Annotated in this window: 13 protein-coding genes; 8 read left to right on the top strand and 5 right to left on the bottom strand. The window is 65.8% G+C overall.

Annotated elements, in window-relative coordinates; genetic code table 11:
• Positions 1-16 precede the first annotated feature (16 nt).
• Positions 17-859: a pantoate--beta-alanine ligase gene (gene panC / locus M2343_RS15335; RefSeq protein WP_264577297.1), complete on the bottom strand. Its 843-nt coding sequence runs from the start codon at positions 857-859 to the stop codon at positions 17-19.
• A gap of 110 nt (positions 860-969) precedes the next feature.
• On the opposite strand from panC, the gene M2343_RS15330 reads away from it, so the two are divergent.
• The 6 genes from M2343_RS15330 to M2343_RS15305 all read left to right on the top strand — a co-directional run bounded on the left by M2343_RS15330 (position 970) and on the right by M2343_RS15305 (position 7,717).
• Positions 970-1,770, top strand: coding sequence for a division plane positioning ATPase MipZ (locus tag M2343_RS15330; RefSeq protein WP_264577296.1), 801 nt, complete (start codon positions 970-972; stop codon positions 1,768-1,770).
• A gap of 3 nt (positions 1,771-1,773) precedes the next feature.
• Positions 1,774-2,202, top strand: coding sequence for a molecular chaperone DnaJ (locus M2343_RS15325; protein WP_264577295.1), 429 nt, complete (start codon positions 1,774-1,776; stop codon positions 2,200-2,202).
• A 42-nt stretch (positions 2,203-2,244) separates the two neighbouring features.
• Entirely contained in the window at positions 2,245-3,627 is a 1,383-nt protein-coding gene (gene pgmG / locus M2343_RS15320; protein WP_264577294.1) for a phosphoglucomutase/phosphomannomutase PgmG, read from the top strand.
• Positions 3,628-3,903: 276 nt separating this feature from the next.
• Complete coding sequence (locus M2343_RS15315; protein WP_264571926.1) at positions 3,904-4,107, top strand: hypothetical protein; 204 nt, start codon at positions 3,904-3,906, stop codon at positions 4,105-4,107.
• 49 nt (positions 4,108-4,156) lie between these two features.
• Positions 4,157-6,580 (top strand): ligase-associated DNA damage response DEXH box helicase, encoded by a 2,424-nt coding sequence (locus M2343_RS15310; RefSeq protein ID WP_264577293.1) that lies wholly within the window; start codon positions 4,157-4,159, stop codon positions 6,578-6,580.
• Positions 6,581-6,658: 78 nt separating this feature from the next.
• Positions 6,659-7,717 (top strand): retroviral-like aspartic protease family protein, encoded by a 1,059-nt coding sequence (locus M2343_RS15305; protein ID WP_264577292.1) that lies wholly within the window; start codon positions 6,659-6,661, stop codon positions 7,715-7,717.
• Here the strand turns inward: M2343_RS15305 and M2343_RS15300 are convergent.
• Entirely contained in the window at positions 7,673-8,521 is an 849-nt protein-coding gene (locus tag M2343_RS15300; protein WP_264577291.1) for a rhodanese-related sulfurtransferase, read from the bottom strand. The two genes, M2343_RS15305 and M2343_RS15300, sit on opposite strands and share 45 nt — an antisense overlap.
• A gap of 118 nt (positions 8,522-8,639) precedes the next feature.
• Between M2343_RS15300 and pdeM the strand changes: the two genes are divergently transcribed.
• Together pdeM and M2343_RS15290 are read left to right on the top strand one after the other, a co-directional pair.
• Positions 8,640-9,365, top strand: a complete 726-nt coding sequence (pdeM, locus tag M2343_RS15295) for a ligase-associated DNA damage response endonuclease PdeM (RefSeq protein WP_413716029.1) — start codon at positions 8,640-8,642, stop codon at positions 9,363-9,365.
• Between the two features lie 138 nt (positions 9,366-9,503).
• Positions 9,504-12,380 carry a TonB-dependent receptor gene (locus M2343_RS15290; RefSeq protein WP_264577290.1) on the top strand — a complete coding sequence of 959 codons (2,877 nt, stop codon included), beginning with the start codon at positions 9,504-9,506 and terminating at the stop codon, positions 12,378-12,380.
• A gap of 80 nt (positions 12,381-12,460) precedes the next feature.
• Here the strand turns inward: M2343_RS15290 and M2343_RS15285 are convergent, their stop codons facing one another.
• From M2343_RS15285 to M2343_RS15275, 3 genes are read right to left on the bottom strand one after another with little or no spacing between them, the layout of a single operon-like run.
• Positions 12,461-13,174: a M48 family metallopeptidase gene (locus M2343_RS15285; protein WP_264577289.1), complete on the bottom strand. Its 714-nt coding sequence runs from the start codon at positions 13,172-13,174 to the stop codon at positions 12,461-12,463.
• Entirely contained in the window at positions 13,155-13,580 is a 426-nt protein-coding gene (locus tag M2343_RS15280; protein WP_264577288.1) for a YcgN family cysteine cluster protein, read from the bottom strand. Before M2343_RS15280 ends, M2343_RS15285 begins: the two co-directional genes overlap by 20 nt.
• A complete protein-coding gene (locus M2343_RS15275; RefSeq protein ID WP_413715150.1) occupies positions 13,577-14,224 on the bottom strand; it encodes an SCO family protein in 648 nt (215 codons plus the stop codon). The genes M2343_RS15280 and M2343_RS15275 overlap by 4 nt, the downstream gene beginning before the upstream one ends.
• Between the last annotated feature and the right edge of the window lie 32 nt (positions 14,225-14,256).

Below are 14,256 nucleotides of genomic sequence, written 5' to 3'. Positions count from 1 at the left end.
TTGCTCGGGCATGTCTTCAGGGGTGGATGGGGATATTGTCGATCAGGCGCGTGCTGCCGATCCGCGCCGCCACCAGCAGGCGCGCGGGCCGGTCCAGCCGGGTCATCGGCTCCAGCGTGTCAGCATCGCTGAGCAGGAAATAATCGACCGAATCGAAGCCCGAATCGAGCAGATAGCGGATCGCCCAGGCCTGCACCGCGGCGACATCCTCGCCGGCGCTGATGCCCTCCCCTGCGCCCACCAACGTCTCCGGCAAGGCCGCCGCGCGCGCGCGCTGGTCGGCAGTGAGATAGGCGTTGCGAGACGAGAGGGCGAGGCCGTCATGGTCACGCTGCGTCTCGACGCCGACGATCTCGACTCCCAGATCGAGGTCGCGCGTCATCCGCCGGATGATGGCAAGCTGCTGATAATCCTTCTCGCCAAAACAGGCGATGTCCGGCCGGACCTGATTGAAGAGCTTAGTGACGACCGTCGCCACGCCCTCGAAATGGCCGGGGCGCCATTCGCCATCCAGCCGGGCGGAGAGGCCATCGACATTCACATGGCTGGTGAAGCCGGCAGGGTACATGGTCGCGACGTCCGGCAGCCACAGGGCGGCCACGCCCGCCTGCGCCAGCATCGCGGCATCGCTCTCCTCGCGGCGCGGATAGGCCGACAGATCTTCATTGGGGCCAAACTGGGTGGGATTGACGAAGATCGACGCGACGACATGGCTCGCGCGACGCCGCGCTTCCGCGATCAGCGCCATGTGGCCGGCGTGGAGCGCGCCCATGGTGGGGACGAAGGCAATGCGGCCCGGATCTGCCCGCAGCGAGGCGAGACCGGTTCTGAGCGAGGGAAGGTCACGGAAGATTTGCACGCGGCACGAGGCTCCGATAAGGCCGGCGGAGAAGGTCGGGGCTGGCTTCGCTTGTCCTGACCGGACGGTCAAGAGGCCGTAACCACCCAGGAAGAGTTTCGACCCAGCCCATGTCCAGCGCCGCGCCGCATCTTATCGTCTTTGCCAATGAAAAGGGTGGCACAGGCAAATCTACCACCTGCGTCCACACCGCCGTCGCGCTGGCCGCGCAGGACGTGTCCGTGGCCCTGATCGACCTCGATCACCGGCAGCGCACCTCTGCTCGCTACCTCGAGAATCGCGAGGCGACCGCGCGCCGTCGTGAGGTGGACCTGCCCTCGCCCAGCTACGCCGTTTATGATGGCGACAGCACGGCGGGCCTGAACGAGGCCATCGCCAAGGCCGCCAGCCAGGCGCAGGTCGTCATCATCGACACGCCCGGCCGCGATGATCCGATGGCGCGTTATGCGGCGGCAGCGGCGAACACGCTTGTCACGCCGATGAACGACAGCTTCGTCGATTTCGACCTCATCGGGCAGGTCGATCCTGAGAATTTCAAGGTCAAGCGCCTGAGCTTCTACTCGGAGCTGATGTGGGAAACCCGCAAGACCCGCGCGAAGGCCGACGGCGCCTCGATCGACTGGGTGGTGCTGCGTAACCGTCTGCATCACATGGAAGCGCGCAACCAGAAGCGCGTCGGCGATGCACTTGCCGAACTTGCCCGCCGCGTGGGCTTTCGCGTCATTCCCGGCCTGTCCGAGCGCGTGATCTTCCGCGAACTCTTCCCTTCGGGCCTGACTTTGCTCGATCGCGGCCATCTCGGTGAGCTGGGCGTCAGCCATCTGGCGGCCCGGCAGGAACTGCGCGAGATGATCGCCGGCCTTGCGCTGCCGATGCTCGGCGGGGCGCCCCAGAAAAAAAGCGCCGCTTAAGGCATGCTGCTGCTCGCTGTCGCACTGGGCGGGCTGGGCTTCTGGTTCTGGTATCGCCTGCGCAAGAGCGGGCGCAAGGTGCCGGCGGCGTGGCTGGGCATCGCCGGCACGCTGATCGGCACGATCATGATGACCAAGGGCATGGCGGTGACAGGCGCGCTGGTCGCGACCGTCTCCGGCCTGTGGCTGCGCTTTGGGGACAGTCTGGCAGGCGGACGCGCGCCCTCTCCCGCTCCGCTGACTGCGCGCGATCTCAGCCGCGCGGAAGCGGCCGACCTGCTTGGCGTATCGATCAATGCCAGCCGCGACGAGATCATCGCCGCGCATCGCAAGCTCATCGCCAGGAATCATCCGGACGCCGGTGGATCGCCCGGCCTCGCCGCGCGGATCAATGCTGCGCGTGATACGTTGCTAAAATCGCAAGAAACATAAGCTAGTCGGTTCGCTATCGCTCGACGAACTCCAGGACATTTCATGACGCATCAATTCCATCCGACCACGCTGCGCGAATATGACATTCGCGGCATCATCGATGAGACGCTGGGTGAGGCGGATGCCTATGCCATCGGCCGGGGCTTCGGCACGCGTGTCGCGCGGCTGGGCGGACGATCCGTCGCGGTCGGCTATGACGGGCGCCTCTCCTCGCCGATGCTGGAAGAAGCGCTGGTGCGCGGCCTCAATGACAGCGGCATTCACGCGGTCCGCATCGGTCTCGGCCCGACGCCGATGCTTTATTATGCCGAGGCGGTGCTGGATGTGGACGGCGGCATCCAGATCACCGGCAGCCACAACCCGGCCAATTACAATGGCTTCAAGATGGTGCTCCAGAAAGGCCCCTTCTTCGGCAAGGACATCCAGAGCCTGGGCACGATGGCGGCCGCGGGCGACTGGGTCGAGGGCCGCGCCGGCAGCGAGCAGGTCGACATTCTCGACCGCTATGTCGCCCGGTTGATGGAAGGCTTCGACGGCCAAGCCTACAAGATCGGCTGGGATGCGGGCAACGGCGCCGCCGGCCCGGTGATCGACAGGCTGGTGAAGCTTCTGCCCGGCGAGCACCACACGCTGTTCACCGATGTCGACGGACATTTCCCGAATCACCACCCCGATCCCACCGAGGAGAAGAACCTCATCGACCTGCGCGCGCTGGTCGCGGAGAAGGGCCTCGATTTCGGCCTCGCTTTCGACGGCGACGGCGACCGGATCGGCGCCATCGATGGCGAGGGGCGCATAATCTGGGGCGACCAGTTGCTTGCCATTCTCGCCGAACCGGTGCTCGCCGCTGAACCCGGCGCCACGATCATCGCCGATGTGAAGGCCAGCCAGGCGCTGTTCGACCGGGTGGCGGAACTGGGCGGTAAGCCGCTGATGTGGAAGACCGGCCACAGCCTCGTCAAATCCAAGATGAAGGAGACGGGCAGCCCGCTGGCCGGCGAGATGAGCGGGCACATCTTCTTCAAGCACGAATATTATGGTTTCGACGACGCCCTTTATGCCGCCGTTCGCCTGATTCGGGCGGCCAGCACGCTGGGGCGCAGTGTCACGCAACTGCGCGGCGCGATGCCGGCCATGGTCAACACCCCGGAGCTGCGTTTCCAGGTCGATGAGAGCCGCAAATTCGCGGTGATCGAGGAAGTGCTGCGCCGACTCGCCGAATCCGGTGCGACGATCGATGCCACGGATGGCACACGCGTCACCACGCCGGACGGCTGGTGGCTTCTGCGTGCATCCAACACACAGGATGTTCTGGTCGCCCGCGCCGAGGCACGCGACGCCGACGCGCTGGACCGCCTGCTGGCGCAAGTCGATGAACAGCTTGCACTTTCTGGTCTGGAGCGTGGTCCCTCCGCCGGACATTAACGTCAACCAGATGCGTAGACTGAAGAGGTCGATTGCAAATTGCGCAATCAACACTCTTCATTTCGCAATTGCAGGAAATTCGTATGTAACGCATACAGTTCCTGCCTTTCAGGCATCCTCTCCTAAAACTTCCAGGCCGTCCTTCGGGGCGGCCTTTTTTTTGCTTACCGCCCGCCATCCGCCACGCAGCGAGGCGCGCCGAACCGGCTGCGCGGCCAGCCGCGAAACTCAGGCAGCGCCCATGCGTTTGATGGGTTTGGAAAATAGGAGAGAAACATGGGCAGTCTCTGGAGCCTCATGACCGTTGTCGGGCCAGTCCTGTTCGCCGCGGTGCTGGTCTACGCAATCTGGCGCAACAAGCGCGACACCAAGCCGGGCGACGAAGCGCGAAGCGACCGCGCCGCGAAGGACCTGCGCGACAGTCTCGACCGTGAAGACAAGCGCCGGGATGGTAAGGAGCCCTATTCCACGCGGGCTTGAGTAAGCATGGCGGGGCATCCACATTGAAGGCATGGCCTCGCGCGCGCACATGACACCATCCCTGCCGCCCCTCATCACGGGATGGTTCGACCGGCGGGGCTGGTCCGTCCGTCGCCATCAACAGGCGATGCTGGAGGCAGCGCAGGAGGGGCGCCATGCTCTACTCGTCGCGCCCACAGGAGCCGGCAAAACGCTCGCCGGCTTCCTGCCCACGCTGGCCGACCTCGCGGAGGCGTCGGCAGAAGGCCTGCACAGCCTCTATATCTCCCCCCTCAAGGCGCTGGCCGTGGATGTGCAGCGCAACCTGCTCACGCCCGTCAGCGAGATGGGCCTGCCCATCCGCATCGAGACGCGCAGTGGCGATACGCCGTCCGATCGCAAGGCCCGGCAGCGGGCCAAGCCGCCCCATATCCTGCTGACCACGCCCGAATCGCTCTCCCTGCTGCTGACCTACCCCGATACGGACCTGATCTTCGCGTCCCTTCAAACCGTCATCATCGATGAGATCCATGCCTTTGCGAGCGGCAAGCGCGGTGATCTGCTCGCCCTGTCCCTCGCCCGCCTGCAAAGCATCGCCCCCGGCCTTCGCCGCGTCGGCCTGTCAGCAACCGTAGGCGACCCCGATGCGTATCGACGGTGGCTGGCGCCCGCCGGCGCGCAGGAAGAAGTGGCGCTGGTCGAAGGCGAGCCGGGCGCCACGCCGGACCTCACGATCCTGATGCCACAGGACCGCGTGCCCTGGTCCGGCCATAGCGGCAAATATGCGGCGGGGCAGGTGATCGACATCATCCGCCAGCACCGCATGACGCTGGTGTTCTGCAACACGCGCGGCCTCGCTGAACTCATCTTTCAGGAATTGTGGGCGGAGAATGAGGATACCCTGCCGATCGGCATCCACCATGGCAGCCTCTCCCGCGAGGCGCGCCGCAAGGTGGAGGCCGCGATGGCGGCCGGCAAGCTGCGCGGCCTTGTCGCCACCGCCAGCCTCGATCTTGGCATCGACTGGGGCGATATCGACTGCGTGATCCAGATGGGCGCGCCGAAAGGCAGCTCGCGCCTGCTCCAGCGCATCGGTCGCGCCAATCACCGGATGGATGAGCCGAGCAAGGCGATCGTCATCCCAGGCAATCGCTTCGAATATCTGGAGGCACAGGCTGCCTGGGATGCCGTGATGAGCGGCGAGCGCGATGCCGACGATTTCCGCCCCGGCGCGCGCGATGTGCTGGCCCAGCACATCATGGGACTCGCCTGCGCCGGCCCGCTCGATCCTGCCGCGTTACTTGCCGAAATCCGCACCGCCACGCCTTATGACTGGCTGGACGCGGCCCAGCTTGAGGACATTCTCCAGTTCGTCTCCACCGGTGGCTATGCCCTGCGCGCCTATGACCGGTTCCAGCGCCTCGTCCGCGCGCCCGAAGGCCTCTGGCGCATTGCCCATCCCCGCCTTGCCCAGCAGCATCGGCTTAACGCCGGCATCATCGTGGACCAGCCCGCGCTCGATGTGCGCTTCAGCAACGGTCGCAAGCTCGGCACGGTGGAGGAGAGCTTTGCCGCGACGCTCAGCCCGGGCGATCGCTTCTTCTTTTCCGGCCTCTCACTGGAGCTGGTCCGCCAGACCGAGGCCGAGCTGTTCGTCAAGGCGACATCCCAGCAGGCCCGCATTCCCAGCTGGGGCGGCACGCGCATGGCGATGTCGACGCATCTGGCCGGCCGCGTGCGCGCTTTCCTGGCCGATCCGACGCAATGGAACCGCTTTCCGCCCGACGTTCATGAATGGCTGGCGATGCAGGCGGTCCGCTCCGTCCTTCCGCAGCCCGAGCAGTTGTTGGTCGAGACCTTCCCGCATGAGGGGCTGCACCATATGGTGGTCTACAGCTTCGAGGGGTGGAACGCGCACCAGTCGCTCGGCATGCTGCTCACCCGCCGCATGGAAGAGCGCGGCCTCAAGCCCGTCGGCTTCGTGTCCAACGATTATGCGCTGGCCGTCTACGGCCTGGAGCCGGTCACAGACCCTCGACCGCTGTTTTCCGCCGACATTCTCGACCGCGAGTTCATCGCCTGGGTCGAGGAAAGCAGCCTGCTCAAGCGGGCCTTTCGCGACGTCGCGGTGATCTCCGGTCTCATCGAACGCCAGCAGCCGGGCGCGCGCAAGACCGGGCGGCAGGTCAGCTTCTCGACCGACCTCATCTACGATGTGCTGCGCCGCTATGAGCCGGAACATCTGCTGCTCAAGGCCGCCTGGGCCGATGCCCGCGCGCGCATGACCGATGTCGGAAGGCTCGGCGAGCTGATCGACCGGGCCAGCGCCACCATGCTGCACAAGCCGCTCGACCGGGTGAGCCCGCTGGCCGTGCCGGTGCTGATCATGATCGGGCGCGAGCATGTGGCTGGCCCGCAGACCGACGACAGCCTGCTCGCGGAAGCCGAATCGCTCGCCCGCATTGCCATGACGCCCGACGCGCCACCCAGCTAGCGTCGCCCGCGCCCGCCTCGATCCTTTTGGCGGGACCGCAAAATCGTGATAAGCTGCGCGTCTTGGGAGACCTTGGGGATGGTTTTCGGCTCGACGCTTCGGCTGACCCTGGCAAAGGCTGTAATCACGGCCGCTGCGGCTTTGACCGGGCCATTCGGCATCGCGAGCCAGATCCCGAGCGCAAACGAGCATTTCGTCATCGCGCCGCGTGGCCCTGAGATACCGGTCGATCCCAGCACCTTCGACCTCAACGAGCCGGTCATGCCTATCGGCGGCGATCCGGGGATGCGGATGACCATGCCGGTGCGGATCGGCGAGCGCGGCCCTTATCCGTTCATGATCGACACCGGCTCCCAGCGCACCATCATCGCCACGGAGCTGGCAACGCGGCTGATGCTGCCGCCGCTCCGACCGGTCGAAATCATCAGCATGGCTGGGCGCGTCACGGTCTCATCCGTTCAATTGAGCAATTTGCGCTTTGGCGATCATGCGGTCAGTTCGCTCGCCGCGCTCACTATCGCTCGCGCGGACATGGGGAGCCTGGGGATCATCGGGCTGGACAGCCTCGCGGACAAGCGCCTCATCCTCGACTTCAACCAGCGCCGCATGGAAGTCAGCCGCAGCCGACGTTCATCCGCCGTGCGTGACGAGAAGGACGCCATCGTGGTGCGCGCGCGCAGCCGCTACGGCCAGCTGATCCTGATGAACTCGCGGGTGGACGGGCGTAAGGTAGACGTGATTCTGGACACCGGCGCCGAGCAGAGCGTCGGCAATATGGCGCTGTTCCGCAGCCTCAAGGCCAAGCGGCTGGTCGTGCCGCCAACGCCCACTGTGCTGACCAGCGTCACCGGTGTCGATGTGCCGGCCCAGTTCGCCGTCGTCCGCCTACTCACCATCGGCGACGCGACGCTCGACAATGTGCCGATGCTGTTCCTGGATGCCGCGCCCTTTACCGAGCTTGGTCTGGGCGAGCGGCCCGCCATGCTGCTCGGCATGGGAATGCTGCGCCTGTTCGACCGAATCGCGATCGATTTCGGCCAGCGGCATGTCGATTTCCACCTCGCCGGCGGCGATGCCCGGCAACGGGGCAGGCTAGATTTCGCCGATACCGGTGCAGCGGACGCAAGCGGGCGCTGAGCCGCCCTCATCCGCGCCTCCGGCAAGCGGTTGCCCGCAGGCCGGGCACAGCGCGGCCGGGACGACCCGCTCGCCATGGGTGATTCCGACGCGCTCATCGAACAGGAAGCAGGCGCCGTCCCACAGGCTGGCGGCCTCCTCCACTTCCGCGAGATAGGCAAGGATGCCGCCCTTGAGGTGATAGACCTCCTCGAAACCCTGCGCGCGGGCATAAGCCGTCGACTTCTCGCAGCGTATGCCGCCGGTGCAATACATGGCGATCCGGGGCTTGCGCCCTTCCGCGCGCCACTGCGCCGCCCGCGCATCGAACCAGTCCGGGAAGTCGCCGAAGCTCGCCGTCATGGGATCGACAGCGCCGGCGAACCGCCCCAGCGCCACCTCATAATCGTTGCGGGTGTCGATGAGGATCGTGTCCGGATCGCTGATCAGCGCGTTCCACTGCGCCGGCGGGACATGCGTGCCCGCGCCCTGCGCCGCATCGACACCGGGCCGGCCCATAGTGACAATCTCGGGCTTCACCTTCACTTTCCAGCGCGCGAACGGATGCCGCTCCGTGCTGTGCAGGCGCGGCGCCAGGGGCGCGAAGCCCGGCTCGGCGCGCAGTCGCGCGAACAGGCGCTCCACTGCTTCGGCCGACCCCGCGATAGTGCCGTTCATGCCCTCCTGCGCCAGGATGATGGAGCCGGAGAGACCCAGCGTCGCGCCCAGCGCGCGCAGGTCGGTCGCCAGCGCCTCCGGGTGGGGCAAGGGCGCGAAGCGGTAGAAGGCGGCGACGGTCAGCAGGGATGCGGGTTCGTGCGACATGCGCGCGCGCCTACACCAGCCGAGCAGGGAGAGCCAGAGCCTGCGGGCCATCGCAAAAGTTCCACTTTTGTTCAACTGCCCGATTGCGCCCCGCCCGCTGCGACGGCATAGCAGGGCCATGAGGTCGTCCCCACTCATCGATCATCCCATGCCGCGCGCGGCAGGCTGTGGCCCGTCCTTCAGCTTTGCCGGCCAAAGCTGGCAGGCTTTGCCGCAGGGCGCCCTGTTCTGGCAGGAGCGGGCCGCGCTGATCGTTGCCGATCTTCATTTCGAGAAGGCCAGCGCGTTCGCCCGGCGCGGCCAGATGCTGCCGCCTTATGATAGCCGCGCCACGCTGGACGCGCTGGCGGACGTGATCGCCCTCACCGGGCCGCGCGAGATCTGGTGCCTGGGGGACAGCTTCCACGATGGCGGCGCGCATGAACGGATGAGCGGCGAGACGCGTGAGCGGATCGCCCAGTTGACCGCCACCTATCGCTGGACCTGGATCACCGGCAATCACGATCCCCTCGGCGCCTCGGGCGTTGATTCGCCGCTGGGGGGTGAAAATCGGGCAGAAGCGCTCGTGGATGACGTCATTTTGCGCCATGAAGCGATGCCCGGAGAGGTGCGACCGGAAATTTCCGGACATTTTCATCCCAAGTTGCGGATGAGCCTGCGCGGGCGGCACATCTCGCGGCGCTGCTTCGTGAAGGGCGGCAGCAAGATCATCGTGCCTGCCTTCGGGGCATTCACCGGCGGCCTTGACGCAGCGTCACCGGCAATCGCCTCTCTTGTCGGCCGGAACAGCGAAGCGCTTATCGCGTTGGAGGATCGGCTGCTGCGTTTCGCTCTTTGGCGATAAGCGGCCTACGCCGACTGTAACCCTTATGCAACAAACCGATGAATCCCGGAAATGAGGGAGTTGCGCCCTATGGCTATTGGCATATGCTCTCGAATAACCGGCACAAATGCCGGACCGGACAAACGTGCAGGAGAGCGAATGATGCCCAAGCCATCCCTCATTGCGTCTGCCAGTGTTGCCGCACTGCTATGCGCCCTTGCGACCCCCGCCTTTGCTCAGGACGCCAGCGATGCGACCGCGCAGAGCGGCGACGAAAGCAATATGGGCGAAATCATCGTCACGGCTACGCGGCGGGCCAGCCCGCTCTCGGATGTGCCGATCGCCGTCTCGGCGGTGACCGCCCAATCGCTGCAGAACAGCGGCGCGAATGACATTCGCCAGCTCAACCAGCTTGCGCCCTCGCTGCTCGTCTCCTCCACCGGATCGGAAGCCAATGGCGCCGCGCGCATCCGTGGTGTCGGCACGGTGGGCGACAATCCGGGTCTGGAAAGCTCCGTCGCGGTGTTCATCGACGGCGTGTATCGCTCCCGCACGGGCGCGGGCTTGACCGATCTCGGCGAGATCGAGCGGGTGGAAGTGCTGCGCGGCCCGCAAGGCACGCTGTTCGGGCGCAATGCCTCGGCCGGTCTGCTCAATATCGTCAGCAAGGCGCCGGAATTCCAATGGGGCGGCAGCGCGGAAGCCAGCTTCGGCAATTATGAAGCGTGGCGGCTCGCCGGGCGGATCACCGGCCCGCTCAGCGAGACGATCGCCGCCAGCATCGACGGCGTCTATTCGCGGCGCGACGGGTTCCTGAACATCGTGGACGGCTCGGGCGCCAAGATCGGCGACACCAATGACCGCAACCGCTATTTCCTGCGCGGGCAATTGCTCTTCGAGCCCTCGGATGCGCTCTCCGTCCGGCTGATCGGCGACTACACCAACCGCGACGAAAGCTGCTGCGGCGCCGTCTATATCGACACCGGCGAGGAGGTGGGCAGCTCGCCCACCAATTATACGCAGAACGCCACCAACCGCATCGTCACGATCCTGAGCGCGCTCGGCACGCGCTTCCCCAATGGCCCCACGCCCTATGCCCAGAATCCCTATCAGCGGAACATCAGCATCACGCCGGGCCGGGACTATGTGAGCAAGCTGGAGGATTGGGGCCTCTCGGGCGAGATCAATTATGATTTCGGCAATGCCAAGCTGACCAGCATCACTGCCTATCGCGACTACAAGTCATCCGACTATGGCGATTATGACTATTCGACCGCCGACCTGCTCTATCGCGACCCGGGCACCTTCCGCCAGTTCCGCACCTTCACGCAGGAACTGCGCCTGCAGGGTTCGGCGCTGGGCGGCATGCTCGACTGGCTGGTGGGCGGCTATTACGCCAATGAGAAGCTGACCCTGCGCGACAACATCCGCTTCGGCGCTGATTATGGCCGCTTCGCAGCCTGCCGCCTGATGGCCGGCACCGGCGCCGCCAGCAACCTCTCACCCGCCCAGCTCAGCCTGTGCGCTGCGCCGATCGACGGCAACGCGCTCACGCCGGACGTGGGCAACCTGATCAGCGCAACGCAAGCCAGTCTGAATGCTGGCCTCTATGCCTCCATCTACGCCCGGGCGATCGGCCAGGGTGCCTCGCCAACGGTGGCCAATGCGACGGCAACAGCGCAGGCGGGCGCGATCTCGGGCGGCCTCGGTACCGGCCTTACCGCGCTGGCGACCATCCCCAACGGGGCCGGCGATACCGACAGCCGCTATTATCAGCGCAGCGAGAACTGGGCGCTGTTCACCCACAACATCATCCACCTGACCGATGCGCTCGATCTGACCCTGGGCGTGCGTTACACGCGCGAGACCAAGCGCTTCTCGGGCGATCTCAACAATAACAACGCGACCTGCGCCGCGTTGCAGGCCTCCGCCCTGCCGGGCATCGCGACCAATCCGGCGCTCGGCTCGGCCGCGCAACTGGCCGGCGGCATCCTGACGCTCGGCTGCTTGGGCAATGCCAGCACCGGCCTCAACGCGCTCGACCTGCAGGACCGGCAGACCGAGGGTAAATTCTCCGGAACTGCCGTTCTGTCTTACAAGGTCGGCGGCGGCCTGATGGTCTATGGCGGCTATTCGCGTGGCTATAAGGCTGGCGGTTACAATCTGGACCGGTTCGAGCTGGGCAATACGGGCGTGGGCACCGGCATCGCGCCGATCACCTACTTCTCGCCGCGCAGCAATGCCGATGCGGCGAGCCTCGCCTTCGGCGCGGAGACGGTCGACGCTTACGAGATCGGCCTCAAATATGCGCGCCGCGAATGGGGCTTCAACCTCGCCGCCTTCCGGCAGGCGTTCAGCAACTTCCAGCTCAACACCTTCAACGGCACCAGCTTCGTCGTCCAGAACATCAATGGCTGCGATGGCGCCAAGGCCGCGAACGGCACCTGCGCCGAGACCAAGCCCGGCCTCATCAGCCAGGGCGTCGAGATCGAGGCCTATGTCCAGCCGGTTCGCTCGCTGCGGGCCACGGCGGGCGTGACCTATACCCGCGCCAAGTTTGCCGACCAGCTTGTCGGCAATGCGGATGGCTCGGTGCCGCTCGATCCCGCATTGTTCCTGCTCGAAGGGCAGGATAACAGCAACGCGCCGCGCTGGGTGGCGACCAGCAGCATTGCCTGGACACCGGAGCTGGCCGGCGGCTTCAGCGGCCTCGTCTATGTCGATAACCGGATCACCGGCGATTATAACACCGGCTCGGACCTCTATCCGGAAAAGGCGCAGGACGGCTACATTGTCACCAATGCCCGCATCGGCCTGCGCGGCCCGGGGCAGGCCTGGGCCATCGAGCTGTGGGCGCAGAATCTGTTCGATAGCGACTATAGCCAAGTCGCCTTCAACAGCCCGCTGCAAAGCTCCAGCCCCAATCACCAGTCCCGCGCGCAACTGGGTCGGTTCGGCGCCATGTCGAACCAGCTCTTCTCGGCCTATCTCGCCGAGCCGCGCACTTATGGCATCACGGTGCGCAGCCGCTTCTGAGCGGGCATAGCCAGGACGACGGAAGGGCGCGGTGCGAGCCGCGCCCTTCGACGTTTTTCACAGATCAAGAACGCGGTCGCTCAGGCGGTATAGCGATGCAGGCTACGCCCTTCAGCGCGCAGCCAGGCGCGGGCCGCATCCGGGCACACCGGTGAAATCGCGCGCACCAGCGCATGGAATTCGGGGCCGTGGTGCATATGCTCCAGATGCGCCACTTCATGCGCCACGGTGGCCAGCCGCACATGCGCCGGCGCCAGAATCAGCCGCCAACTGTAGCGGATATTGCCATCCACCGAGCAACTGCCCCAACGCGCGCGGGGATCGCCAATTGCCACCTGACGCAGCGGCAGGCCGTGCCGGGTCGCGAGGGCCTGCGTTTCGGTCGTCAGTGCCATGCGCGCCTGCGTTTTGAGCCAGCGCAGCGCCCGTGCACCCGCCAGATCGACCGGTCCGCCCACCAGTAGCTTGCCTTGCTCTGCCCGCACCTGCCGGGTACGCGCGCCGGTCGCGACAATGCGCAGCGGCGTGCCTTCAAAGGGCACGAGCGCGCCATCGGCCAGCGTGACAAGCCCGCCATTGCGGCCCCGCTGCCCCTCGATCCACTCCCCTTGTGCCCGGACCCAGTCCAAGGCGCGCGGCAGGGAGGCACGCGGGGGAATGGTCAGCAGGGCACGGTCACCCAGCTCATCGAACCGCAGCTTCATCCGCCGCGCCCGCCCATGGCGCATCACGACGACGGACAGCGCCGCCCCGTCCGCCAGCGTCAGCCTGTGCTCAGAGCGCGCGGTCGACAATGTGATTTTCCAGATCGCCCGCGATCGTCTCGGAGATCGTCCAGCCGCGAATGCTCTGGCCGGCGCGATGCACCGCCTCTCGATCCCCGCAGATCAGATAATGCCAGTCCGGCAGAGGCTCGTCATGGGCGCGCAGGCGATAGGCGCAGGTCTGCGGCAGCCACTCGATCTCCTGCAGATTGGCCCGGCTCAGCCGCAGGCAATCAGGCACGAACGCGCGGCGCTGGCGGTAATTGCTGCACTGGGCGGTATCCCGATCCAGCAGTCGGCAGGCGACATTGGTGGCGTAGATCCGCCCGGTATCGGCATCCTCCACCTTGTGCAGGCAGCATTTGCCGCAGCCGTCGCACAGCGCTTCCCACTGCGCGCGATCAAGCGTTTCGAGAGGCTGTTCCCAGAAGCTCATCGGACATAGTGGACGAGGAAATCGTGCACGCCCTTGGCCACCGTCTCATCCGCGGAAGCCAGTTCCTCGACCGGCACGAGCGCGATGGGCTTGCCATCCGGCCCGAATAGGAATGGCGTGCGGGTGTGGTTGACGAGATAATCCTGCTTGGCGGCCTGATCGCCCTCTTTGCTGGCGACCACCACGAAGTCCGTTTTCACCTTCTCGATCTGCTCGGGCGTGCCCGTGAGGCCGATGAGCCGGGGATGGAAATGCGCGACATAGCCTTTCACCACATCGACGGTGTCACGCTCGGGATCGACGGTGATGAAGATCGGCTGGATCTTGGCCGCAACCTCGGGATGGTCCTTCTCCAGCATCCGGTAGCCGAGCATGATCCGGTTGAGGTCCAGCGGGCACACATCCGGGCAGAAGGTGTAGCCGAAATAGACGAGGCGGTACTTGCCCTGGAAATCCGCCCAGCGCACGCTCTTGCCATTCTGGTCGGTCAGCGTGAAATCGCCGCCGATCCGGGCGCCGACGAGATTGCCCTCGGCAGGGAGCGACTCACTGCCGCCGGCCTGGTTGCCGCCGCTCTGGCCCTGGCAGGCGGCCAGCGCCAAGCCGATGGAAAGCGCGAGGATTTTTTTGCAGGCTTTATTCATGACAGGGCCAGCCATGCCCTGCTATTGGAGCC

Source organism: Sphingobium sp. B8D3B (assembly GCF_025961875.1).
Taxonomy (GTDB): domain Bacteria; phylum Pseudomonadota; class Alphaproteobacteria; order Sphingomonadales; family Sphingomonadaceae; genus Sphingobium.
This window is presented reverse-complemented; position numbering and strand designations above follow the sequence as displayed.